This window comes from Serratia sp. CY38905 (assembly GCF_052168875.1).
GTDB classification, from domain to species: Bacteria; Pseudomonadota; Gammaproteobacteria; order Enterobacterales; family Enterobacteriaceae; genus Serratia; species Serratia sarumanii.
Genome location: NZ_JBJNLV010000025.1, coordinates 1 through 22,798 on the forward strand (window position 1 = coordinate 1; position 22,798 = coordinate 22,798).

At 54.0% G+C, this 22,798-nt stretch carries 19 protein-coding genes and 7 pseudogenes; 17 read left to right on the plus strand and 9 right to left on the minus strand.

Annotation, left to right across the window (positions count from 1 at the left end; genetic code table 11):
* Positions 1 to 366: 366 nt before the first annotated feature.
* Both ACJ8MK_RS25005 and ACJ8MK_RS25010 read left to right on the plus strand, forming a co-directional pair.
* Complete coding sequence (locus tag ACJ8MK_RS25005) at positions 367 to 1,290, plus strand: IS5 family transposase (RefSeq protein ID WP_004181988.1); 924 nt, start codon at positions 367 to 369, stop codon at positions 1,288 to 1,290.
* A gap of 56 nt (positions 1,291 to 1,346) precedes the next feature.
* A pseudogene (locus tag ACJ8MK_RS25010) lies at positions 1,347 to 1,726 on the plus strand (integrase core domain-containing protein); the annotation flags it as partial.
* 43 nt (positions 1,727 to 1,769) lie between these two features.
* On the opposite strand, the pseudogene ACJ8MK_RS25015 reads toward ACJ8MK_RS25010, so the two are convergent.
* The 3 genes and pseudogenes from ACJ8MK_RS25015 to ACJ8MK_RS25025 form a co-directional block, all read right to left on the minus strand.
* Positions 1,770 to 2,240, minus strand: a pseudogene (locus ACJ8MK_RS25015) (transposase); the annotation flags it as partial.
* Between the two features lie 45 nt (positions 2,241 to 2,285).
* Positions 2,286 to 3,206, minus strand: a complete 921-nt coding sequence (locus ACJ8MK_RS25020) for a response regulator (protein ID WP_004181990.1) — start codon at positions 3,204 to 3,206, stop codon at positions 2,286 to 2,288.
* Positions 3,169 to 6,549, minus strand: a complete 3,381-nt coding sequence (locus tag ACJ8MK_RS25025) for a hybrid sensor histidine kinase/response regulator (RefSeq protein WP_004181991.1) — start codon at positions 6,547 to 6,549, stop codon at positions 3,169 to 3,171. The genes ACJ8MK_RS25020 and ACJ8MK_RS25025 overlap by 38 nt, the downstream gene beginning before the upstream one ends.
* Before the next feature lie 214 nt (positions 6,550 to 6,763).
* Between ACJ8MK_RS25025 and urtA the strand changes: the two genes are divergently transcribed.
* From urtA to ACJ8MK_RS25055, 6 genes are read left to right on the plus strand one after another with little or no spacing between them, the layout of a single operon-like run.
* On the plus strand, positions 6,764 to 8,044 hold the full coding sequence (urtA, locus tag ACJ8MK_RS25030; RefSeq protein WP_004181992.1) for an urea ABC transporter substrate-binding protein: 1,281 nt from the start codon (positions 6,764 to 6,766) through the stop codon (positions 8,042 to 8,044).
* 56 nt (positions 8,045 to 8,100) lie between these two features.
* On the plus strand, positions 8,101 to 9,027 hold the full coding sequence (gene urtB, locus ACJ8MK_RS25035) for an urea ABC transporter permease subunit UrtB (protein ID WP_004181993.1): 927 nt from the start codon (positions 8,101 to 8,103) through the stop codon (positions 9,025 to 9,027).
* A gap of 9 nt (positions 9,028 to 9,036) precedes the next feature.
* Complete coding sequence (gene urtC, locus ACJ8MK_RS25040; protein WP_004181994.1) at positions 9,037 to 10,152, plus strand: urea ABC transporter permease subunit UrtC; 1,116 nt, start codon at positions 9,037 to 9,039, stop codon at positions 10,150 to 10,152.
* Positions 10,149 to 10,898: an urea ABC transporter ATP-binding protein UrtD gene (urtD, locus tag ACJ8MK_RS25045; RefSeq protein ID WP_004181995.1), complete on the plus strand. Its 750-nt coding sequence runs from the start codon at positions 10,149 to 10,151 to the stop codon at positions 10,896 to 10,898. Before urtC ends, urtD begins: the two co-directional genes overlap by 4 nt.
* Positions 10,899 to 10,908: 10 nt before the next feature.
* On the plus strand, positions 10,909 to 11,598 hold the full coding sequence (gene urtE, locus ACJ8MK_RS25050; RefSeq protein WP_004181996.1) for an urea ABC transporter ATP-binding subunit UrtE: 690 nt from the start codon (positions 10,909 to 10,911) through the stop codon (positions 11,596 to 11,598).
* 35 nt (positions 11,599 to 11,633) lie between these two features.
* The gene (locus ACJ8MK_RS25055; protein WP_004181997.1) at positions 11,634 to 12,641 is read left to right on the plus strand and encodes a formamidase; all 1,008 of its coding nucleotides are present in this window, start codon (positions 11,634 to 11,636) and stop codon (positions 12,639 to 12,641) included.
* 207 nt (positions 12,642 to 12,848) lie between these two features.
* Here the strand turns inward: ACJ8MK_RS25055 and ACJ8MK_RS25060 are convergent.
* The 3 genes and pseudogenes from ACJ8MK_RS25060 to ACJ8MK_RS25070 form a co-directional block, all read right to left on the minus strand.
* A protein-coding gene (locus tag ACJ8MK_RS25060) for an IS1 family transposase (protein ID WP_223174644.1) occupies positions 12,849 to 13,546 on the minus strand; the annotation gives its coding sequence in 2 pieces (ribosomal slippage) (positions 12,849 to 13,297 and positions 13,297 to 13,546; 699 coding nt in all).
* Between the two features lie 184 nt (positions 13,547 to 13,730).
* Positions 13,731 to 13,835: pseudogene (locus ACJ8MK_RS25065) on the minus strand (transposase domain-containing protein); the annotation flags it as partial.
* Positions 13,792 to 14,055, minus strand: coding sequence for a transposase (locus tag ACJ8MK_RS25070; RefSeq protein ID WP_004118209.1), 264 nt, complete (start codon positions 14,053 to 14,055; stop codon positions 13,792 to 13,794). The gene ACJ8MK_RS25070 and the pseudogene ACJ8MK_RS25065, both read right to left, overlap by 44 nt.
* A gap of 14 nt (positions 14,056 to 14,069) precedes the next feature.
* On the opposite strand from ACJ8MK_RS25070, the gene ACJ8MK_RS25075 reads away from it, so the two are divergent.
* The 9 genes and pseudogenes from ACJ8MK_RS25075 to ACJ8MK_RS25115 form a co-directional block, all read left to right on the plus strand.
* Positions 14,070 to 14,333: a hypothetical protein gene (locus ACJ8MK_RS25075; RefSeq protein WP_004118208.1), complete on the plus strand. Its 264-nt coding sequence runs from the start codon at positions 14,070 to 14,072 to the stop codon at positions 14,331 to 14,333.
* Between the two features lie 243 nt (positions 14,334 to 14,576).
* Positions 14,577 to 14,858 (plus strand): helix-turn-helix domain-containing protein, encoded by a 282-nt coding sequence (locus ACJ8MK_RS25080; protein ID WP_004152118.1) that lies wholly within the window; start codon positions 14,577 to 14,579, stop codon positions 14,856 to 14,858.
* A 34-nt stretch (positions 14,859 to 14,892) separates the two neighbouring features.
* Positions 14,893 to 15,462 (plus strand): small heat shock protein sHSP20, encoded by a 570-nt coding sequence (gene hsp20 / locus ACJ8MK_RS25085; RefSeq protein ID WP_004152117.1) that lies wholly within the window; start codon positions 14,893 to 14,895, stop codon positions 15,460 to 15,462.
* Positions 15,463 to 15,585: 123 nt separating this feature from the next.
* Positions 15,586 to 18,381, plus strand: coding sequence for a heat shock survival AAA family ATPase ClpK (clpK, locus tag ACJ8MK_RS25090; RefSeq protein WP_048255129.1), 2,796 nt, complete (start codon positions 15,586 to 15,588; stop codon positions 18,379 to 18,381).
* A complete protein-coding gene (locus ACJ8MK_RS25095) occupies positions 18,381 to 18,578 on the plus strand; it encodes a hypothetical protein (protein ID WP_004152115.1) in 198 nt (65 codons plus the stop codon). Before clpK ends, ACJ8MK_RS25095 begins: the two co-directional genes overlap by 1 nt.
* Positions 18,579 to 18,815: 237 nt before the next feature.
* Positions 18,816 to 18,962: pseudogene (locus ACJ8MK_RS25100) on the plus strand (phosphate-starvation-inducible PsiE family protein); the annotation flags it as partial.
* 114 nt (positions 18,963 to 19,076) lie between these two features.
* Positions 19,077 to 19,565 (plus strand): phosphate-starvation-inducible PsiE family protein, encoded by a 489-nt coding sequence (locus ACJ8MK_RS25105; protein ID WP_004152114.1) that lies wholly within the window; start codon positions 19,077 to 19,079, stop codon positions 19,563 to 19,565.
* On the plus strand, positions 19,552 to 20,514 hold the full coding sequence (locus ACJ8MK_RS25110; RefSeq protein WP_004152113.1) for a zinc metalloprotease HtpX: 963 nt from the start codon (positions 19,552 to 19,554) through the stop codon (positions 20,512 to 20,514). Before ACJ8MK_RS25105 ends, ACJ8MK_RS25110 begins: the two co-directional genes overlap by 14 nt.
* A gap of 167 nt (positions 20,515 to 20,681) precedes the next feature.
* Positions 20,682 to 21,856, plus strand: a pseudogene (locus ACJ8MK_RS25115) (IS3 family transposase); the annotation flags it as partial.
* 158 nt (positions 21,857 to 22,014) lie between these two features.
* Here the strand turns inward: ACJ8MK_RS25115 and ACJ8MK_RS25120 are convergent.
* From ACJ8MK_RS25120 to ACJ8MK_RS25130, 3 genes and pseudogenes are all read right to left on the minus strand, one after another.
* A pseudogene (locus tag ACJ8MK_RS25120) lies at positions 22,015 to 22,164 on the minus strand (GNAT family N-acetyltransferase); the annotation flags it as partial.
* Between the two features lie 22 nt (positions 22,165 to 22,186).
* A pseudogene (locus tag ACJ8MK_RS25125) lies at positions 22,187 to 22,678 on the minus strand (Tn3 family transposase); the annotation flags it as partial.
* The coding region (locus ACJ8MK_RS25130; protein WP_411550833.1) for a hypothetical protein at positions 22,611 to 22,798 on the minus strand (188 nt) is incomplete at its 5' end. The gene ACJ8MK_RS25130 and the pseudogene ACJ8MK_RS25125, both read right to left, overlap by 68 nt.

Here is a 22,798-nt window from a genome sequence, read left to right on the forward strand (position 1 = left end):
GAAAGAGTTCTTACCCAGATCGATACCAATAAGCGCAATGTTTTCCATGATGGTTCTCCGAATGAAAGCCTGTCCTCAGCATAGTACTGGGAAGGAGGGAGTGACCATCTCATTAAATATCCTACGTTAAGCCTGTTTTTTGAGCTGGCATGACGGGCAGTTGTGAGCGATAAGCAGACCTTCATTAAGCAAACGGAGGTTGATATTTTCCTGTTGAGGAAAAGTGCTTATCACTACTCATACTAAATTTTAGCCTTAGCGCATTTGGCTAAGAATGATACGGTCAAACGGCTTTGTTGAATAAATCGAACTTTTGCTGAGTTGAAGGATCAGATCACGCATCCTCCCGACAACACAGACCGTTCCGTGGCAAAGCAAAAGTTCAAAATCACCAACTGGCCCACCTACAACAAAGCCCTCATCAACCGTGGCTCCCTCACTTTCTGGCTGGACGATGAAGCGATTCATGCCTGGTATGAGTCGGCAACGCCTTCATCACGGGGAAGACCTCAGCGCTATTCTGACCTTGCCATCACCACCGTCCTGATGATTAAACGCCTGTTCCGGCTGACCCTGCGGGCTGCGCAGGGTTTTATTGATTCCATTTTTGCCCTGATGAACGTTCCGTTGCGCTGCCCGGATTACAGCAGTGTCAGCAAGCGGGCAAAGTCGGTTAATGTCTGTTTCAAAACACCCACCCGGGGTGAAATCGCACACCTGGTGATTGATTCCACCGGGCTGAAGGTTTTTGGTGAAGGCAAATGGAAAGTCAAAAATCACGGCAAAGAGCGCCGTCGTACCTGGCGGAAGCTGCATCTGGCCGTTGACAGCAGAACACATGAAGTCATCTGCGCGGACCTGTCTCTGAACAACGTCACGGACTCAGAAGCTTTCCCGGGTCTTATCCGGCAGACACACAGAAAAATCAGGGCAGCCGCAGCAGACGGCGCTTACGACACCCGACTCTGTCACGATGAACTGCGGCGCAAGAAAATCAGTGCCCTCATCCCGCCCCGAAAAGGAGCGGGTTACTGGCCCGTAGAGTACGCAGACCGTAACCGTGCAGTAGCGAATCAGCGGCTGACCGGGAGTAATGCCCGGTGGAAATGGACAACAGATTACAACCGTCGCTCGATAGCGGAGACGGCCATGTACAGGGTAAAGCAACTGTTCGGAGGTTCACTGACGCTGTGTGATTACGATGGTCAGGTAGTAGAGGCTTTGGGCATGGTGCGTGCGCTGAATAAAATAACGAAGGCTGGTATGCCAGAAAGCGTGCGTATTGCCTGAAAACCCGGTCAGTTACAGAGTCACTCGTCCTGAAGCTGATTTATTCAACAAAGCCTCAGATCACGCGTATTCTGGACAGCATTGCACTGTTCCGAGGCTATCCGGCGACGATAAGAACTGACCAGGGGCCGGAGTTCACTTGCCGCGCACTGGATCAATGGGCTTTTGAGCATGGTGTTGAGTTGCGCTTAATCCAGCCGGGAAGCCAACGCAGAACGGATTTATTGAGAGCTTTAACGGACGATTTCGCGATGAATGCCTGAATGAGCACTGGTTCAGCGATATCGTTCACGCAAGGAAAATCATTAATGACTGGCGGCAGGATTATAACGAGTGTCGTCCACATTCAGCACTGAATTATCAGACGCCATCAGAGTTTGCAGCACGGTGGCGAAATGGAAAATGTGAAGGTAAACAAACCGACCTTACTAACTGACGGTTGTATCTAATCCTGGGGGCAGGTCACTCGCTGTACGCTTACGGAAGAACTTCTCCGGGATGTGCTGTTTCAGGCGCGCCACGATGTCCCTCTGCGTCAGCGTCTCTGTGGCCAGCTCGCCCGTGTTGTGGTCGTGGTAGCGAAAGCTCAGCGTGGCACTTCCGGCGTAGTGCGCCAGCCGGGAGCCCGCTATCGGCGGCTTTTTCAGGTAACGCCCCAGGTATTTCACGGTGTTTTTGCCACCGTCCGTCTTTTTTGACATGTAGACGTGCCAGTAGTCGCCTCCGGCCGTCAGTATCAGACTGCGCCATTGTGATTCGGTGGTGATATGTGACAGGGACAGCGGCAGGGCCACGCCTTCGAACCAGACGCTCAGCAGAAGCTGGCGGATATTCCACATCCAGCGGGCGCGCATGGCATCCTTACGGAAGCTGATTTTCTTCCACTTCCCGTGCTCATCGATACCGCCACAGGTGACGGAGACGTGGACATGAGGGTGCCAGTTCTGCCTGATAAAAATGTCAGGGCAGGTCTGCGCGAATACGCCTCATTGTCGCTACATTTTCTCCCTGGCATATAGCGAATTTATTGCCAACGCTGCCGCTGCGGTGCGATTGTCCACACTCAGCTTTGGAAATACAATTTCAAGGTGTTTATTCACGGTTCTGGGGCTAAGGTTTAAAATATCGCCAATTTCGCGGTTTGTTTTTCCCCTGGCAATCCACAGGAGGACTTCGGCTTCTCGTTGCGTCAGCCCTAGGTTGTTTTTCAGGCGTTTCACCGCTTCGACTTCTTCATGTCCTTTGATCTCTTCAATACGTAGCAAACTTTCTCCTTCAGCGGTCCGGCGTGAAAGATAGAATTTCAGAGCGATGCCTTGCGATGAAAGATCTAAGGGTATTTTTAAACCTTCCGTATTGTTCAGCCAACCGATGATCCGGTTTACTATTTTTTTATTGGGTTCATACCCGGTATCGCTGAAGTTTTTCATCAGTTGCCATGCATTGGGCGTGGCCCAGCGTAGTTGCCCCTCTTTGCTAAAAACACATAAGGTCTGGCCAACGGAATCCATCGCGCTATAGGCACTGACCGTTAATTTTGAGTTCCGCAAGTGGGTACGCATTCTGACAACCAGCTCTTCCGTGCGTATCGGCTTAATTACGTAATCGACCACCCCGGCATCAAATGCATCAACGATATTCTGCGTATCACTCAGGCCTGTCATGAAAATAATCGGGGTATGCCGCAGCCCCGGATTTTGCCGCAGGCGCTTACTGGTTGAAAACCCATCCAGATGCGGCATTACGGCATCAAGCAGAATGATATCCGGGGTTATCTGGCTGGTTATCGAAAGGGCTTGATTACCCTCCAGAGCGACCAGAACGGTAAAACCGGCTTCATCAAGCGTGTCATTCAACATACTTACCGTGTTGATATCATCATCGACGATAAGTACCGTCGGCTTTGCTATTGCCATTTTTCTCTCCCTCCGGGCGTTCAAGACTCTCGACTATCTCTTTGAATCGAAAGCGCCTCAGCAACTCGGCAAATTTTTCGCCCTCGGCTTTGCTGATCTGGTTAGCGGAAATATGTTTGTCCAGCAGTTCACGAAACCCTCTCACATAACCCAATCTGGCCATCTCTTTTAACGACTCAATCTGGACACGGGTAAGCTGCGAGCGTGGTTCATGTATTTCCGGCTGCTTTGGCGGCTGACATTCCGTGCGCCACTGGAGATGCAATATTTCACCGATGTTCTCCAGTAGTAAAGGGAAACGCAGCGGTTTAACCAGGTAGCGAACTTCCCCTTCGCCAGTGAAGTGGCGGCATTTACCCTCATCCGCTTCCGCAGAAATCATAATTACCGGCGCTAATTGTCCCTTATTACGTAACTGACGTAGCAGTTCCCACCCCGACATTTCAGGCATTGCAACATCCAGAAGAAGAAGGTCGATATGATTTTGCCGGGCTAAATGTAGCGCGACATGACCATTTTCGGCTGTTAGCAGCGTGAAGCCTATGGGCGTGAGTAAATCCATCATCAGCTGCCGATGGGATTCATCATCGTCAACTACCAGCAGGGTGTGTCGCTTGCCTGGATATCCGGTGATTACCGCAGGCTCGGCGGGTTGGTAGGCATCCCCGCTATAGCTTGGCAGCATCAGGGTGAGTTTAAACGTTGTGCCTTCGCCACGGATGCTTTCCACCTGGAGATCGCCACCCATGATATAAGTCAGAAGCCGGGTAATCGTCAGCCCAAGGCCCGTCCCGATCCGACGACTATCGCCGGATACGCGTTCGAAAGGCTTAAAGATGCGTTCCAGGTTCTCAGGGGCGATGCCGATGCCGGTATCGTGAACCGAGAAAAACGCCACCTCGCTACGATACTGGAAATCGAGGGTTACACTGCCTCTGTCCGTGAATTTAACCGCATTAGAAAGCAGATTGATAAGAATTTGCCGGAGGCGTTTCTCATCCGTCATCACCGCCTCGGGCAGCCAGTGTGGGGCGTTGTAGTGAAATGTCAGTCCTTTATCGCTGGCCTGTTGTTCAAACATGGCGACCAGTTGCTGCACCAAATCGCCAATGCGCACTTCTTCACGATATATTTCTAATTTTCCCGCTTCAATTTTCGAAATATCCAGTAATCCCTCAATTAGATTAGCCAGATGCTCGCCGCTTCTGCGCATAATACCGATACCGCGCTGCCGGGCTGGAGGGATATCATCAGCACGTTCGAGTAATTGCGCATAACCCAGCATCGCATTGAGCGGCGTTCTGAGTTCATGAGTAATCCCGGTGAGATAGCGGCTTTTGGCCTGATTAGCATCGTCGGCATCTTCCTTTGCCTGCTGCAATTGCCGGTCCGTCGCTTCATGGGCAATAATTTCTTTCATCAGACGGTCGCTTTGCAGGCGCAATTCCTCTTGCGCAATCTGGCGACTTTTATTTGTCAGGACAAATAGCCAGGTGGTGACGCCGGTTACGATAAGCAGGATAAAAAAAACTTTCCATAACGCCGCGGCGAGAAGGTCCTGCTCGCTGCCGAATTCATCGCGCATCTGAGCGAAAACCAGCATCAAAAGCAGACCGATGACGGAACTGAATAACAGCAAAATGCTGATAAAACTCCACACTCTGGGATCAATTTTGCGTAATGATTTTTCTTTAATAAATATCCCGATAAGCTTTGAAGCCTGTTCCGTATAGCGCGCATGAGGTTTGCAAGTATCGTTGCACTGGACATCGAGAGAACAACATAGTGAGCAAATACTGCCCTGATAAAAAGGACAATAGCTCATCTCTGGTTTTTCAAAATAATTACCGCAGACACAGCATTCCGTTGCCGTGACCTGCACCGGCGTCCGGGAAAAATAGTAACGTCCGCGAGTCAGCCAGGCGATGAAGGGGGCGGTGATAAACGTCAGACACAACGATAACATTGAGGCAAAAACCTGTAGAGGATGACCAAGCCATCCCATCCAGGCTGAGAGACCGCAGAGCATGGCGAGCGTCATCGAACCGATGCCGACAGGATTGATATCGTAGAGATAGGCCCGGCGAAACTCTATTTCCGCTGGTCGTAATTTAAGCCACTTATTTAAGGTGATATCGGCAACCACGCTGCCAAGCCAGGATGTGGCCGCCACCGCATAAATGCCCAGGATATCCTCAAATACGCGATAAACGCCAAGTTCCATCAATAACAGAGCAATACCGACATTAAAAAACAGCCACACGACGCGCCCTGGATGACGATGGGTCAGGCGCAGGAAAAAATTAGACCATGCGATCGAGCCGGCATATGCATTGGTGACGTTAATTTTGAGCTGGGAGAGCACCACAAAAATACCGGTTAATGCCAGTAGCGTTGATGATGAATGGGTGACATAGCTAAATGCCACCAGATACATATGGGTGGGTTCGCTGGCCAGTTCCGCGCCGAGTCCGTAATTAAACGCCAGCACGGCGAGGAAGGAGCCGAGCAGGATCTTGATGGCGCCGATGACAACCCACCCCGGACCTGCGGCAATTACTGCGCCATACCATCTCCAGCGGGCCGGATGTTGTGGCTTTGGTAAAAAACGAACCTGATCGACCTGCTCTCCCACTTGACTTACCAGTGAGAGCAGTACGGAACAGACGGCGCCGAGCTGAAGGAAATCGAAAGAACCATCGCGGGCTGTAATAAAACCAGGGAAGTCGATCCAGTTTTGCAGCACATGATGTTCACGTATTAAAATGAAAATAAAGGGTAATAGCTGTAGCGCCAGCCAGCAAAACTGGGTGAACTGCTGAAAACGGGAAATAAAAGTGAACCCCCAGGTGACGAGGGGAATAACAACAACGGAACCAATCAGATAACCAAAGTGCAATGGCAGGCCAAACAGCATATTAAGCGCCATCGCCATAATAGCGGCTTCCAGGGCGAAAAATATAAAGGTGAAAGAAGCATAGATTAACGAGGTCACCGTGGAACCAAGGTAGCCAAATCCGGCGCCGCGGGTCAGCAAATCAATATCCAGGCCGTTTTTTGCGGCATTAATGGCAATCGGCATTGATAGCGCAAAGATAATAATGCTAACTAAGATAACCGCCACCACCACATAATTAAATCCATAGGTTAACGTCAGCGCGCCGCCAATGGCTTCAAGCGCCAAAAAGGTAATTGCGCTGAGCGCTGTCATAACAACTCGCTTTGCGCTCCAGCGTCGTGCCGAGACCGGCGTATAGCGGAGCGCAAAATCCTCGAGAGTCTGATTGGTCACCCACTGGTTGTAGCGTCTGCGCGATTTAAACGCCTTTTGCTGAACGGTCATTCACTGCTCCTGAAATGATAAAAATGCTGAACTTAACCACAGGCGCGTCTTAGTATTTTCTTGTTATCGCGCACGTGAGCATGTCTTGATTATGAGAATTAACCAATACGTTAAATGACGTAGCCGCTGCGTTACCTCGCGCATTGTTGGATTGATGGACTCTCTCGCATGATAGCCCCAGTTGAGATGAACCATAACGATTATGAGGGCTACCATGAACATTCGTGATTTACCCCAGCCACATAGCAATATGAAAATACCGAGCCCAGGCCGGTTTCACCAGGCGTGCCTCAAAGCGAAACTTTTGGCGATTGCCGGCCTGATGATGGCAGCTAATACGGCCATCGCCGCCCCGGCGACGTCAGTGGTTAATACCACGGGCCTGGCGGTCACCGACAATAGCGTCAAGGTCGGGATACTGCATTCATCCACAGGCACGATGGCCATCAGTGAAACCGGCTCGATTCAGGCTGAAAAGCTGGCTATTGAGCAGATTAACGCTGCCGGAGGGGTACTGGGGAGAAAAATTGAATATGTACAGGAAGACGGGGCCAGCGACTGGCCGACCTTTGCAGAAAAAGCGCGTAAGTTACTGGTCAGTGATAAGGTCGCCGCTATCTTCGGCGGCTGGACTTCGGCTTCCCGCAAAGCCATGCTGCCGGTACTTGAGCAATATAACGGCATGCTCTATTACCCAACCTTTTACGAAGGGCTTGAGCAATCGCCAAACGTTATTTATACCGGACAGGAAGCTACTCAACAGATAATCTCCGGCATTGATTGGGTAGTTAAAAATAAACATGCAAAAACCTTCTACCTGCTTGGCTCTGATTATATTTGGCCGCGTACTGCAAACAAAATCGCCCGTCACCATATTGAAAAGCTGGGGCTGAAAGTCGTTGGCGAAGATTATTACCCACTCGGTAATACGCAGTTCAATTCGGTTATTAACAAAATAAAACTCAAAAAGCCTGATGTTATCTATGCCATTGTTGTCGGCGGTTCGAATGTGGCCTTCTATAAGCAATTGAAGGCGGCGGGGATCGATATGACGCAGGAGAAACCGCTGCTGCTGACCATCTCCGTCACGGAAGATGAGATCCGCGGTATTGGCGGCGAAAATATCGTCGGCGCCTATGCCTCGATGAAGTATTTCCAGAGTATGGATAATCCGGAAAATAAAAGCTTTGTCGCCGCATTTAAAAAGCGCTGGGGTAATGACATGGTTATCGGCGATGTCACTCAGGCGGCCTATCTTGGCCCATGGTTATGGAAAGCGGCGGTTGAGAAAGCTGGCTCGTTCGACGTGGACAAAATTCGTAAGGCCTCGCCCGGTATTGAGTTCAAAGATGCGCCGGAAGGGTATGTACGCATCCATGATAACCATCATCTGTGGTCCAAAACGGTTATCGGTCGCGCTCGTGCGGATGGGCAGTACGACGTGATTTATCAGACGCCAGAACTTATCGAACCGAACCCATTCCCGAAAGACTAACCGACGCTTCCCCCCATATAGCGTGGGGGGGCTTTGACTTCACCGAGGATACTTCCATGTTCAGCGATTATAACTTCGCCGATTTGGCTTCCATTTTTGTCATGCAGGGGTTTTCGGGGCTCAGCCTGTTCGCCGTGTTTGTTCTGATGTCGCTTGGACTCGCTATTATTTTTGGCCAGATGGGCGTGATTAATATGGCTCATGGCGAGTTCATGATCCTGGGTGCTTATGTCACATGGTTGACCGGTAAGTTTTTCAGCGCTTATCTGCCTTCAATCTTCGGCATCTACTTCTTTGTTGCCATTGCCCTTGCTTTCCTGTGTACCGCCTTGCTGGGTACGCTCGTTGAGAAAATCCTGATACGGCATCTGTATAAACGCCCCCTCGACACGCTGCTGGCGACATGGGGTCTGAGCCTGATTCTACAGCAGTGCTATCGTTCGCTATTTGGTCCCCGCGAAGTCGGCGTTGACTTACCTTCATGGCTAATGGGGTCGTATCAGTTTGCCGACAATATTGATATTCCTGTTAATGGGGTATTTGTTCTGCTGCTGACCGTAGTTATTACCGCTTTTACGGCCTGGCTGATTTATTTCTCCGCCTGGGGAATAAAAGTCCGCGCGGTGGTACTTAACCGCCAGATGGCCAGCGCGGTGGGTATTAATACGGCTCAGGTCGATAGTCGAACCTTCGCACTTGGGTGCGGCATCGCCGGGATCGCCGGAAGCGCCTTTACCATGATCGGCTCAACAGGTCCAACGGCTGGCCAGCAGTATATCGTTGACACCTTCCTGGTGGTGGTGTTTGGCGGCGCGCAAAGTTTGCTCGGCACGCTCGCCTCCGCATTTGCCATTTCACAATCGCAATCCACGCTGGAGTTTTTCCTGAGCGGTTCAATGGCGAAGGTGATTACGCTACTGATCGTGGTCGGCATTCTGCTATTGCGTCCGCAAGGTCTTTTCGCCAACCGGGTCCGCCGCTAGGAGTTTATGATGAAACGCATGCAAAATTATCCGCTACTGGGTATTGCCCTGGTGATAGGCCTTATTTTTATCGTCATGCCGCTAACCCTGGATCTTTTCCGTTTAAACCTGATCGGTAAATACCTGACTTATGCATTTGTTGCCGTCGGGCTGGTACTTTGTTGGGGCTACAGCGGTATTCTGAGCCTGGGGCAGGGCATCTTTTTTGGCCTCGGCGGTTATTGTATGGCCATGTTTCTCAAGCTGGAAGCTTCCTCGCCAGCGGAAACAAAAATGCAAACCACCCCGGGCATCCCGGATTTTATGGACTGGAATCAGCTAACCGCTTTGCCCTCGTTCTGGCAGCCATTCCATTCTTTTAGTCTGACAATTCTGGCTATTTTAATCGTGCCCACTATTTGCGCATGGATTCTCGGCAGCGCAATGTTTAAACGCCGCGTTGGCGGGGTGTACTTCGCTATTATCACCCAGGCTATCTCCGCGATCCTGACGATTCTTATTATCGGACAACAGGGTTACACCGGGGGAATTAACGGCATCACGGATTTACGCACGCTTTTAGGTTGGGATATCCGTACTGATTCTGCACGCTATATCCTCTACTTTATTAATGCTGTTTTACTGATGCTGGTTGTGAGCGCGGGCTATTTTATTGTGAATAGCAAGCTCGGCCGACTGATGGTTGCCATTCGCGATAAGGAAGACCGCGTTCGTTTCTCTGGTTATGATGTCGCGAATATCAAAACGGTGGTTTTCTGCATTAGCGCTCTGTTTTCGGCGATCGGTGGCGCGATGTTCACTCTGCAAGTAGGGTTCATGTCGCCAGGGTTTATTGGCACTGTTGCTTCAATTGAAATGGTCGTTTTCTGTGCCGTGGGCGGGCGAGGTTCTTTGCTGGGGGCAGTATATGGCGCCCTTATCGTCAATGCCGCCAAGAGCAGTATTTCCGAGTCTTTTCCTGAACTCTGGACGATTGCCATGGGCCTGCTCTTTATTGCCGTCGTGCTGATTTTCCCGAAAGGACTGGCAGGGCTTTATCAGCAATATATTCACCCGATCGTGATGTCGCTGCTGCGCAAAAAGAGTATGACCAAACCCAGAGTAAACACCGGAGTGCTGAAATGAAAAATCCGATAAAAGAAATAATTTTAGCGGTAGAGGGATTAACCGTTTCATTTAATGGCTTCAAAGCCGTCGATGATTTTTCAATGTACATCGATGAGGGGCAGATTTACGTTATTATTGGCCCAAATGGCGCGGGTAAGACAACAGTGCTTGATCTCATTTGCGGGAAAACAAAGCTAACCAGCGGCAGCATCAAATTTCGCAATAAGGAACTGAGTAAACTTCGGGAAAATAAAATTGTTCATGAAGGGGTTGGGCGTAAATTCCAGAATCCATCAATCTATGAGAACTTAACGGTATTTGAAAATCTCGAGTTATCTTATCCCAAAGCCAGAACCGCGTTGGGCGCCATGTTCTTTCGTCGCACGCCAGAAATAATCGCTGCGGTCGAACAGGTTGCTGGCGAAATTTTCCTTGCCGATTACCTACATACGCAGGCTGACCTTCTCAGCCATGGGCAAAAGCAGTGGTTAGAAATAGGGATGCTACTAATACAAGATCCTAAGCTCATGATGCTGGACGAACCCGTGGCAGGCATGTCTGTCGCCGAACGCCAAAAAACCGCGCAGCTCCTGCGCAAAATTGCCGGGGGACGTTCTGTACTGGTGATTGAACACGACATGCAGTTCGTCGAAGACATTGCCGATCATGTCACCGTCATGCACCAGGGAAAAGTATTGTCGGAAGGTAGCATCAATAAAGTCAAAAACGACCCTCGGGTTATTGACGTTTATCTTGGTCATTAAGGAGACACGGATGCTGAAAATTTCTGATTATGCTGTCGCATATGGTCAGAGCCAGGTCATCAGTGGACTGAATCTGACGTTAGCAGAGGGTGAAATCGTCGCTCTGGTAGGGCGCAATGGTATGGGTAAAACCACGCTGATGAAATCACTGATTGGTATGATACCGTCCTGTGCCGGTGAGTTAGAGTTTGCCGGTACAAATATTACCGGCTTGCTTAGTTACCAGCGTGTTCAGCATGGCATTGGCTTTGTCCCGCAGGGGCGAATGGTATTTTCAACCATGACGGTTGAAGAAAATATAAAAACGGGGATTCGCCAATCCCGTTCGTTACAGGTTCCTGAATACCTGTATGACTATTTCCCTGTGCTGAAAGAAATGCGCAAACGGATGGCGGGAAATCTTTCCGGTGGTCAGCAGCAGCAGCTCGTTATGGCCAGAGCTCTCGCCGGTAAACCCAAATTACTTTTGCTGGATGAACCAACGGAGGGAATTCAACCGTCAATTATTAAAGAAATGGCAAAAATATTACGTAAGATTCGTGATGCAGAAGGGTTGACCATATTAGTTTCCGAGCAGGTTTTAAGCTTTGTACTCGATGTGTCAGATAAAATTGTTGTTATTGAGAAAGGCAATATTGTTCATCAACAGGCGCGTTCTGGTGCTGATGAAGAACAAATTGCGTCATATCTGTCGGTTTAAATTTATATCACCAACTTAACTACGAGAGGTCTGCTATGGGTAGCACCGGAAGTGTAAGCTCCTGGGATGAAGCGTTATTAATTGCCGCCATCCAATACCCCGTTCCCGTTATTAAAGGACCGGAGGATATCCAGATACAGGTCGATAAGATTTGTAAGGCCGTTGACTCCACCAAAGCCGGATATCCGGGACTTGATGTTATCGTCTTCCCGGAATATTCAACCCAGGGACTGAATACTAAAATCTGGACCTATGACGAGATGTTACTCACTCTCGATAGCCCGGAGATTGGTCAGTTCAAAGAGGCCTGTATCCGCAACGGCATCTGGGGGGTATTTTCCTTAATGGAGCGCAATGAAGACCCGTCTCTTCCACCGTACAACACCGCTATTATCATTAACGATCGGGGCGATATCGCTCTGCATTACCGCAAGCTGCAACCATGGGTTCCGATTGAGCCCTGGATGCCGGGAAATATGGGAATGCCGGTATGCGATGGGCCTAAAGGTTCTAAACTCGCCGTCTGCATATGCCATGACGGCATGTTCCCGGAACTGGCGCGTGAGGCTGCTTATAAAGGCTGCAATGTCTATATCCGTATTTCGGGCTATTCCACGCAGGTGAACGATCAGTGGATCTGGACCAACCGGACGAATGCCTGGCAAAACCTGATGTATACCGTTTCGGTGAATCTGGCCGGTTATGACGATGTCTTTTATTACTTCGGCGAGGGTACGGTCTGCAATTATGACGGTAACGTCATTCAGCAGGGGCACCGCAACCCATGGGAAATTGTTACCGCAGAGCTGTTCCCGCGCCTGGTGGATAAAGCGCGTGAAAACTGGGCGTTGGAAAACAATATTTTCAACCTTGGCTGCCGGGGCTATGTCGGCAAACCGGGAGGCGAACGCGAGAATTACCTGACCTGGGTGCGCGATCTTGCCAATGGCGAATACAAACTTCCGTGGGATGAAAATGTCAAAATTCGCGATGGCTGGAAGTATTATCCTGATGGGGTGCAATTAGGCCCGCTACCTAAATAAATTGAGTGTGCCAGGCGCTAAGTCAATCACTTTAAAGACTGAAGTCTGGCGCAGTAGCCCCTGAAAGTTGAATATCCAATTCCAATGAGTAGGGGGCTGAGCCATCCGGTAAGGGCTGAATTTGCCTGCGGGATTGGCTCAGCCCGCCAGACCCGTTTGGTGTTGCGTCGGACAATGTCCGGCGGCAAAGAAGGTAATGACTCCAACTTACTGATAGTGTTTTATGTTCAGATAATGCCCGATGACTTTGTCATGCAGCTCCACCGATTTTGAGAACGACAGTGACTTCCTGCCCAGCCTTGCCAGATGCTGCCTCAGATTCAGGTTATGCCGCTCAATGCGCTGCGTATATCGCTTGCTGATAACGTGCAGTTCTCCCTTCAGGCGTGATTCATAAAGCGGCCAGCCATCCGTCATCCATACCACGACCTCAAAGGCCGACAGCAGGCCCAGAAGACGCTCCAGCGTGGACAACGTGCGTTCACCGAATACGTGCGCCACAACCGTCCTCCGTATCCTGTCATACGCGTAAAACAACCAGCGCTGGCGTGATTTAGCACCGACGTAACCCCACTGTTCGTCCATTTCCGCGCAAACAATGACGTCACTGCCCGGTTGTATGCGTGAGGTTACCGACTGCGGTCTGAGTTTTTTAAGTGACGTAAAATCGTGTTGAGGCCAACGCCCATAATGCGGGCGGTTGCCCGGCATCCAACGCCATTCATGGCCATATCAATGATTTTCTGGTGCGTACCGGGCTGAGAGGCGGTGTAAGTGAACTGTAGTTGCCATGTTTTACGGCAGTGAGAGCAGAGATAGCGCTGATGTCCGGCAGTGCTTTTGCCGTTACGCACCACGCCTTCAGTAGCGGAGCAGGAAGGACATCTGATGGAAATGGAAGCCACCCGCACAGCGCGCTGGGATATCACTCCCCGAGGGAATACCGGCAGCGGACATCGTTAACTTAAGATACAAAAGCTGTTCGGAGATGGAGGGTCAAGATCAGGGTGACCTGCGCCATGATGTTATCCGAGCCCTGTTTCCTAATCACTACACCGGTATTTGATTACCCAGGTCAACTTCAGGCTGTTACAGGGACGGCAACCGTGTCAGCACATCCTTGAGATAGGCATACGGATCGTGCCCATTATTACGGGCCGACTGGATCAAACTCATGATCGCAGCAGCGCGCTTGAGTATGCGAACCCACGCCGAGCATTTGAGAAGGCAACGGGATGAACGCTGGCTGGATAGCCGTGGTTTTCTGGGTAGGCAGCCGAATCCATTTGTGGTCGAGGTTGGCATTGAGGCTGTAGCCCAAGGCGATGTTTGCGATGGAGGCACCGGGTTCAGAACACTCCTGAATGACCTGAGCCTTGAAAGATTTGCTGTAGGTACGGCGCTGAGGGCGCATGGAAAATCCGCTTGATGGGCCATGGCCTTCGGCGGCGGTGTCGGGAAGGTGTGTTGGCCGGACGGATACTGTTGAACTACGTTGTCTGGGGCAACGGAAGTGTTTCGGCCCGACTCTGGAACGCGATCCGCAGCGACGACTGGGCAATTCCGCACGTTAGCCTGAGCAGCCTCGGGGAAATCGTCGTCTGGGCGCGCCCAGACGAGTTTCCGCCAAGGAACATGCAGACGAGCAAGGGGCTGCGGGCACTCGGCTACAACGTGAGGATCGGTGTTTGATCGAGGCGCCTGTGGTACACGCAGGCTGACGAGCCAGGCGCTGTCCATTGCCTGATCAGACCGCCCCGCTGCGCCTTGCCTGAGCAGTTGACCTGCATCAATGGGGCGGGAGAACGCTGTACATTGACTCTTGAAGGCTGTCATGGTAAGCGTAATATCTTACAAAGTATTACAAGGATTTCCTTGGCCGGAACCGCAAAGCGACGCGATTGGAGAGGGTGAGATGAAAGCGCACCTACAGGGATGAAAGCGCACCTACAGGTGATTTTCACGCTCGATGAATTGGCTGCGTACTTGAAAGTCGGCAAGCGGACGCTTTATCGGCTCGCCGCGCACGGGGAAATTCCGGCTTTCAAGGTGGGCGGGACGTGGCGGTTTCCTCAAAGTGAAATCGATCAGTGGATCAATGATCAGACCCGAGCCGCAGCAAAGAAGGAGGTGATGCGCAAGCGTGAACAGCAGAAGTCATCCGAGCAGCCCGTGTCGCCTGGGCGCACTGCCCGTCACAGCAGGCAAAGGGCTTGAGTAACTCGTTTTCCAATTTTTCTGGAGGTATGACATGGACATCGATTTCAAGAAGTTGGCTCCCTGGAACTGGTTCAAGAACGAGCAGCAAGAGCAGCAGACCGTCTCTTCCCTGCCGGTGCAGCGCAATGACCTGCCAGCGGCGAGCGGGCCAGTCAGCCCGATCCTGCAACTGCATCGGGAAATCGACCGGCTGTTCGATGACGCATTCCGGGGCTTCGGTTTTCCGGCGTTGAACATGCCGCAGTGGCCATCCGATTGGTCGGGCATGCTGAAGCCGGCCCTGGACATCCAGGAAACCGACAAGCAGTACAAGATTGCCCTGGAAGTGCCCGGTGTCGAGGAGAAGGACATCCAGATCACTCTCGACAACGACGTGCTGATGGTGCGTGGCGAGAAGCGCCAGGAACAGGAGAAGAAGGAAGGTGGCTTCCACCGTGTGGAGCGCTCCTACGGCAGCTTTCAGCGTGCCTTGAACCTGCCTGACGACGCCAACCAGGATTCGATCAAAGCATCGTTCAAGAACGGGGTGCTCACGGTCACGATCGACAAGCGCGAGGTCAGCGCGCCGAAGCAGGGACGCTCGATCCCGATCAACGGCTGACGTCGCCGGCTCGTTCGTCACAAGAAAAACCCGGCACGAGACGAGGCGTCGCGGTTCGCGATGCCTCGTCGCCTCAACCTTGTCAACCTTGTCAACCTTGTCAACCTTCTCAGGAGCATCAGCATGGCCAGAAAACAATGCCAGGTCTGCGGCCAACCCGCCACCGTGCGGGTGGAAGCCAGTCTCAACGGGCGTCACAGCACCATGCTGTTGTGCGACGACCATTACCGCCAATTAGTGCGCCAGCAAAAACGCACCGTTTCGCCGCTGGAAGCCTTGTTCAGCTCGCGCAGCGGCCTGTTCGAGGACTTCCTCGGCAGTGACTTCTTCCGCATCGGCGACGACACGACGCCCGTTGCCGCCGATACCGATGATGTGGTCGATGCCTCGTTAAGTGAGCCCGCCGCCGCAGGTTCAGGTGTGCCGCGCCGTCGCGGCAGTGGGCTGGCCAGCCGCATCAGCGAACAGTCGGAAACCTTGCTGCAGGAGGCCGCCAAACACGCTGCCGAATTTGGCCGCTCCGAGGTGGATACCGAACATCTGCTGCTGGCACTGGCCGACAGCGACGTGGTCAAGACCATCCTGGGTCAGTTCAAGATCAAGGTCGATGACCTCAAGCGGCAGATCGAGTCTGAGGCCAAGCGCGGGGACAAGCCCTTCGAGGGCGAGATCGGCGTGTCGCCACGCGTGAAGGATGCGCTCAGCCGCGCCTTTGTGGCCTCCAATGAACTCGGCCATTCTTATGTCGGTCCAGAGCATTTCCTGATCGGTCTGGCTGAGGAAGGCGAAGGGCTGGCCGCCAACCTGCTACGCCGCTACGGCCTGACGCCGCAGGCGCTGCGCCAACAGGTCAGCAAGGTGGTGGGCAAGGGCGCCGAGGATGGCCGCGCTCAGACGCCGACCAACACGCCAGAACTCGACAAGTACTCGCGCGACCTGACCAAGATGGCGCGCGACGGCAAGCTCGATCCGGTGATCGGCCGCGCACAGGAGATCGAAACCACCATCGAGGTGCTGGCCCGGCGCAAGAAGAACAACCCGGTGCTGATCGGCGAGCCGGGTGTGGGCAAGACCGCCATCGTCGAAGGGCTGGCGCAGCGCATGGTGGCGGGCGAAGTGCCCGAGACCTTGCGCGACAAGCGACTGGTGGAACTCAACATCAACGCCATGGTGGCCGGCGCCAAATATCGCGGCGAGTTCGAGGAGCGCGTGCAGAAGGTGCTGAAGGAGGTGACCGAGCACCAGGGCGAGCTGATTTTATTCATCGACGAGGTGCACACCATCGTCGGTGCCGGCCAGGGCGGTGGCGAAGGCGGGCTGGACGTGGCCAACGTGTTCAAACCGATGATGGCGCGCGGTGAACTCAACCTGATCGGCGCCACGACGCTGAACGAGTACCAGAAATACATCGAGAAGGATGCCGCACTGGAGCGGCGCTTCCAGCCGGTGACGGTACCCGAGCCGACGGTGGCCCAGGCCATCATGATTCTGCGCGGCCTGCGCGACACCTTCGAGGCGCACCACAAGGTCAGCATCTCCGAGGACGCGATCATCGCGGCGGCCGAGTTGTCCGACCGCTACATCACGGCGCGCTTCCTGCCGGACAAGGCAATCGACTTGCTCGACCAGGCGGCCGCGCGCGTGAAGCTGTCGGCCACGGCCCGGCCGGTGGCCGTGCAGGAGCTGGAGTCCGAACTGCACCAGCTGCGGCGTGAACAGGATTACGTGGCCGCGCGCAAGCAGTACGACCAGGCCGCCGAGCTCGGGAAGCGCATCGAAGCCAAGGAGGCCGAGCTCAAGAAGCTCGTCGAGGACTGGGAGCGGGAGCGGGCCTCCGGCAGTGCCGAGGTCAAGGCGGAACACGTGGCGCAGATCGTCTCGCGCCTGACCGGCATCCCGGTCAACGAGTTGACGGTGGAAGAGCGCGAAAAGCTGCTGCACTTGGAACAACGGCTGCACGAGCGCCTGGTGGGACAAGACGAGGCGGTCCGTGCCGTGGCCGATGCCGTGCGGCTGTCCCGCGCCGGCCTGCGTGAAGGCAGCAAACCGGTGGCTACCTTCCTGTTTCTGGGCCCGACCGGGGTGGGCAAGACCGAGCTCGCCAAGGCATTGGCCGAATCGATCTACGGCGATGAGCACGCCCTGTTGCGCATCGACATGTCGGAATATGGCGAACGCCATACCGTGGCGCGATTGGTGGGCGCGCCTCCGGGCTATGTCGGTTACGACGAAGGCGGTCAGCTCACCGAGAAGGTGCGGCGCAAGCCCTACAGCGTGCTGCTGCTCGACGAGATCGAGAAGGCACACCCTGACGTATACAACATCCTGCTGCAAGTGTTCGACGACGGTCGCCTCACCGACGGCAAGGGCCGGGTGGTGGATTTCACCAACACCATCATCATCGCCACGTCCAACCTGGGTTCGGACATCATCCAGCGACGGCTGAAGGCGCGCGGGGCGGCCGGCGAGGAGTACGAAAAGACCAAGGCCGGAGTCATGGACGTGCTGCGCGGCCATTTCCGGCCCGAGTTCCTCAACCGCATCGACGAGATCATCGTCTTCCATGCGCTGGGCAAGGAGGAGATCCGCCACATCGTCGGCCTGCAGCTCGATCGCGTGGCGCGCAGCGCCGCCAGCCAGGGCGTGACGCTCACTTTCGATCAGACGCTGATCGACCATTTCGCGGAAGAAGGCTACAAGCCCGAGTTCGGTGCGCGTGAACTCAAGCGCCTGATCCGCAGCGAGCTGGAAACTGCGCTGGCGCGCGAGATGCTCGGCGGCGGCATCGGCAAGGGCGATCACGCCAGCGCACGCTGGGACGACAAGGCCGAACGCGTGGTGTTCGAACGCAAAGAGCCACCGCAGACCCCGGCCGAGCCGGAGCAGCCGGATGCCGCGAAGGCGAGCGACGCATCTTGATGGCGGGCGAGGCTGCCGTGTCCGACCCCATCGGCCTGGCACTGGCATGGGCAGCCTCCCTGGCCTCGATCGCGGTGGCGGTCGTGGCCGCAGGTCACGCGGGCGTCTACAAGCGTGATGAGCAGTCGGCCACGCCGTGGGGACTGCTCATCAGCGGCGGCACTGCCCTCCCGCTCGCTGGCCATCCGTTCGCGTGACGGCGCGGCCCATCTGTTCACCTGATCCTCTGGCAACTCGACTTTCGAGGAACAAGGCCCATGGCTGGGTGACGCGGGCAGGCAACTGATAGTCGGTACTCTGTTCGACATCTCTTCTCGCAAGGAAATAGAGCAGCAGTTGCTGCGTATGGTGATCACCGACCCCTTTGCTTCACGGTTGAGGGAACATGTTCGCGCAACCGACATGGCTGCCCGGATTGGGGGGAGGAATTCGCTGTGTTGTTGGAAGCGGCATCGATAGAAGGCGCCCAAGTATGGGCGGAGCGATTTCGTCAGGACACTGCGGCGACAGCGGTGGTGTGTGGAGAGGTGTCGATCAGCTATAGCGCCAGCATGGGGGGGGCTCTCCTTGACCCCCGTTTGCACTCTGTCGAGCAGGTGATGCTGCAGGCGGACAGCGCGCTCTACCAGGCAAAAAAGACAAGGGTGCAACCAAGTTGTGGGCGCACAAGTATTTCAGAATTGAGAGGAGTGGCGATGAAGGAAAAGCAAGCAGACCCGATCAAAACATTTCGCGCCCAATGGGCAGTGATGACGTTCTACGAGCGCTTTGAACAGGTGATCGCGCTCGCGCTGTCCGCAATCATTGCCGTTATCATCGTGGTCTCGCTGCTGCAGCTGATCTCGATCGTCTTCAGCCTGCTGATCATTGATGCATTCAATCCGCTCGATCACAAGGTCTTCCAGACCGTGTTCGGCATGATCATGACGCTGCTCATTGCCATGGAGTTCAAGCATTCCATCGTGAGGGTGGCCTTGCGGCGCGACAGCATCATCCAGGTCAAGACGGTGATCCTGATCGGGCTGATCGCCCTGGCGCGTAAATTCGTGATCCTCGACCCGGAGACCGGCCCCGCCAAGGTCGCGGCGCTTGCAGGCGCGACACTGGCCCTCGGGGCGACTTACTGGCTGCTGCGCGAGCGCGATGACCGGACAGCCGGGGAAAGCTCAGATGATCAGTCGTGATCTGCGCCACGCGCAGAATGTCGGCGCGCGGCATCGCTGGCACAATCGCCTGCAAACCGTGCTGTTGGTGCTGACCCTGCTCGGAATTGCCGCCGTCGCTGGCAGCCTGCTGTTGGGTGACGGCGGGCTTTGGCTGGCGCTTGCGGCTGCGGGGTTCACCCTGCTGCTTGAACCGGCGGCCGCCTCCGGGCTGACCTTGCGGCTGTATGGCGCACGCCCCCTGCACCCGGATGAAGCGCCCGATCTTTGGGCTGTGTTGCGCGAACTGGCGGCGCGGGCCGGGCTGCCTACCGTGCCGGTACCGCACTACGTGCCCAGCGGGGTCGTCAACGCCTTCGCCACCGGTTCGAAGCATCACGCGGCCATCGCGCTGACCGACGGCCTGCTGCGTAGCCTCACGCCCCGCGAGTTGACCGGCGTGCTCGGCCACGAAATCGCGCATATTGCGAACGAGGATTTGCGTGTCATGGGCTTGGCCGATTCCATCAGCCGGCTCACCCATCTTCTGGCCTTGTTGGGGCAGCTTGCGATCGTGCTCAGTTTGCCAACGCTATTGCTTGGAGTCACGGAAGTCAATTGGCCCGCGTTGCTTCTACTTGCGGTCGCGCCACAGCTGGCCTTGCTGGCTCAGTTGGGCTTGTCCAGGGTGCGCGAATTCGACGCCGACCGGCTCGCTGCCGAATTGACCGGCGACCCGCACGGGCTGGCCTCAGCGCTCGCCAAGATCGAGCGGGTGAGCCGCTCCTGGCGCGCCTGGCTGCTGCCCGGATGGGGCAATCCGGAACCCTCCTGGTTGCGCACGCATCCAGCGACGGCTGAACGCATTGAGCGCTTGCTGGAACTAGCTCCGCCGCCCGCGATGCCGCCGTTTCCATCGGCCCGTTTCGACCCCGAAGTGACCGTATCACCACGTCCGCCACGCTGGCGCACTGGCGGCCTTTGGCGCTGATTTCAACATGGAGAATGACGTGACCTACCCGACCCCTACAGCCGCCCGGAGCCGGATCGATTCATCCGGCGCTGGCTCGTCATCACTGGCTGCATCGCCGCACTCATGCTGCTGTGGCAGTTCCTGCCCGCCATCGAAGCCTGGTTCAGTCCCCACGAAACAAATGCTTCAGCCCGGAAGAGAGGTCTCAGGCCGTCCGGGAGCTCTGTAACCGACGTGGAACCGCGCGTAAAGTTGCACAAAGCATAGGCGTCAGCGTCCCGGTCCTGTACAAATGGAAGAAAGACCTTATCAGTGACGAGGCTTATCAATCCATGCGCAAACGAAAGTCAGCCCCTCAGGATAAAAATCAGGATGCTTTACTCGGTGAAATCCAGCGTCTCAGGAAGCAGGTTCATCAGCTGCAGCTCGAACGTGACATACTGACAAAGGCGAATGAACTGATAAAAAAAGATCTGGGCGTCAGCTTTCTGAAACTGAAAAACAGGGAGAAAACCCTGATAGTTGATGCCCTTAAGAAAAAGTACCCCGTTGCTGAGTTGCTAAGCGTTCTGCAACTTGCCCGCAGCTGTTATTTTTACCAAAACGTCTGTACGATAAGTATGCGGAAATACGCGTGATCATGGCCGATATCTTTGAGGAGAATTACCGCTGTTACGACTATCGGCGCCTTCACGCGATGCTTCGCGGTAACAACAGGGTTATTTCTGAAAAGGTTGTCCGCAGACTGATGGCAGAAGAGCAGCTCGTTGTTAAGCGCACCAGGCGACGACGATACAACTCTTACTGTGGCGAAATCGGCCCGGCACCGGAAAATTTACTCGCCCGGGATTTTAGTTCCTGCAGGCCAAATGAGAAGTGGCTGACCGATATTACGGAGTTCCAGCTTCCGGCTGGAAAAGTCTATCTGTCGCCGGTTATCGACTGCTTTGATGGCCTGGTTGTAAGCTGGTCGATAGGAACACGCCCGGACGCGACGCTGGTGAATACGATGCTCGATGACGCACTCGATACGCTCAACGAACATGATAAACCAGTGATACACAGCGATCGTGGTGGCCATTACCGGTGGCCGGGCTGGCTCGAGCGTATCAACACCTCCGGACTTATAAGGTCCATGTCGCGCAAAGGATGCTCGTCGGATAATGCTGCGTGTGAAGGCTTCTTCGGGCGTATCAAAAACGAAATGTTCTATGGCAGAGACTGGGCGGGTATCACGCTGGAAAAATTTATCTGCTTCCTGGACAGGTACATACGCTGGTATAACGAGAAACGTATCAAGCTATCATTAGGTGCAATGAGTCCTGTGAAGTACCGGCAGCATCTTGGGATCACAACATAACAGTCCAGGAAAACATCCGCAGCCCCCTAATAGACATTAGCATTGAGCCCCTACAATACAGGTGCGCATAACAAAGATTATGTTAAATCCAATAATAAACGAAATAAAAATCAATATGTTGAGGCTGTGGCCTGCTACTTTCCCACTCCAGCAACCAGTCATGGAAGCTTTAGAAACAGAGTCCTCTCATGAGTTTGTGATGCCTTAAATCCATGGTGAGCATAGAAACCTTTGGCTTCTTCAGTAAGCGCATGAACCATTATCGCACGAACGCCAATGTTCTCAGCTACGCGATAACACCGTAGAAGGGGTCAGTTTGGATATCGAAAATTATTGTACGTTAAGGCTATTTTTTGACCTTTCGACTTTAGCTGGTCTCAGCCGACGAAACTTACCGGAAGCCGGTATCCGGTTGCTTTTCCAGATATAATCGCCTGTCAGATTGATGTGCTCCCAGCCTAACGGAGACAAATGCGACAGCAGTTGTTCGTTGATCTTCACCCCTTTACGCTTCAGGGCATCGACCGCTCTTTCCATATAGACGGTATTCCACAGCGAGATAGCCGCCGTCAGCAGCGTCAGTCCACTGGCGCGGTAGCTATGATTTTCCGGTTTTCGGTCCCTGATTTCACCCAGCCGATGCAGGAATACCGCACGCGCCAGCGCGTTACGGGCTTCTCCTTTATTCAGCCCCGCCTGTACCCGCCGACGAAGTGCCGGATCGCGGAACCAGTCGAGCATAAACAGCGTTCGTTCAATACGGCCAATTTCCCTCAATGCCTTGGCAAGTCCGTTTTGCTTGGGGTAGCTGGCAAGCTTTTTCGGCACTGTTGCAAATAGTCGGTGGTGATAAACTTATCATCCCCTTTTGCTGATGGAGCTGCACATGAACCCATTCAAAGGCCGGCATTTTCAGCGTGACATCATTCTGTGGGCCGTACG

What these genes read in the sequence shown, in the direction of transcription:
- ACJ8MK_RS25020 (WP_004181990.1), bottom strand. Translation starts at nt 3,206, where the DNA reads ATGGCAATAGCAAAGCCGACGGTACTTATCGTCGATGATGATATCAAC.
- urtE (WP_004181996.1), top strand. Translation starts at nt 10,909, where the DNA reads ATGCTGAAAATTTCTGATTATGCTGTCGCATATGGTCAGAGCCAGGTC.
- urtC (WP_004181994.1), top strand. Translation starts at nt 9,037, where the DNA reads ATGAAACGCATGCAAAATTATCCGCTACTGGGTATTGCCCTGGTGATA.
- urtA (WP_004181992.1), top strand. Translation starts at nt 6,764, where the DNA reads ATGAACATTCGTGATTTACCCCAGCCACATAGCAATATGAAAATACCG.
- ACJ8MK_RS25025 (WP_004181991.1), bottom strand. Translation starts at nt 6,549, where the DNA reads ATGACCGTTCAGCAAAAGGCGTTTAAATCGCGCAGACGCTACAACCAG.
- ACJ8MK_RS25055 (WP_004181997.1), top strand. Translation starts at nt 11,634, where the DNA reads ATGGGTAGCACCGGAAGTGTAAGCTCCTGGGATGAAGCGTTATTAATT.
- ACJ8MK_RS25095 (WP_004152115.1), top strand. Translation starts at nt 18,381, where the DNA reads ATGGCGGGCGAGGCTGCCGTGTCCGACCCCATCGGCCTGGCACTGGCA.
- clpK (WP_048255129.1), top strand. Translation starts at nt 15,586, where the DNA reads ATGGCCAGAAAACAATGCCAGGTCTGCGGCCAACCCGCCACCGTGCGG.
- ACJ8MK_RS25070 (WP_004118209.1), bottom strand. Translation starts at nt 14,055, where the DNA reads ATGCGCCCTCAGCGCCGTACCTACAGCAAATCTTTCAAGGCTCAGGTC.
- ACJ8MK_RS25105 (WP_004152114.1), top strand. Translation starts at nt 19,077, where the DNA reads ATGAAGGAAAAGCAAGCAGACCCGATCAAAACATTTCGCGCCCAATGG.
- ACJ8MK_RS25080 (WP_004152118.1), top strand. Translation starts at nt 14,577, where the DNA reads ATGAAAGCGCACCTACAGGTGATTTTCACGCTCGATGAATTGGCTGCG.
- hsp20 (WP_004152117.1), top strand. Translation starts at nt 14,893, where the DNA reads ATGGACATCGATTTCAAGAAGTTGGCTCCCTGGAACTGGTTCAAGAAC.
- ACJ8MK_RS25075 (WP_004118208.1), top strand. Translation starts at nt 14,070, where the DNA reads ATGGGCCATGGCCTTCGGCGGCGGTGTCGGGAAGGTGTGTTGGCCGGA.
- urtB (WP_004181993.1), top strand. Translation starts at nt 8,101, where the DNA reads ATGTTCAGCGATTATAACTTCGCCGATTTGGCTTCCATTTTTGTCATG.
- urtD (WP_004181995.1), top strand. Translation starts at nt 10,149, where the DNA reads ATGAAAAATCCGATAAAAGAAATAATTTTAGCGGTAGAGGGATTAACC.
- ACJ8MK_RS25110 (WP_004152113.1), top strand. Translation starts at nt 19,552, where the DNA reads ATGATCAGTCGTGATCTGCGCCACGCGCAGAATGTCGGCGCGCGGCAT.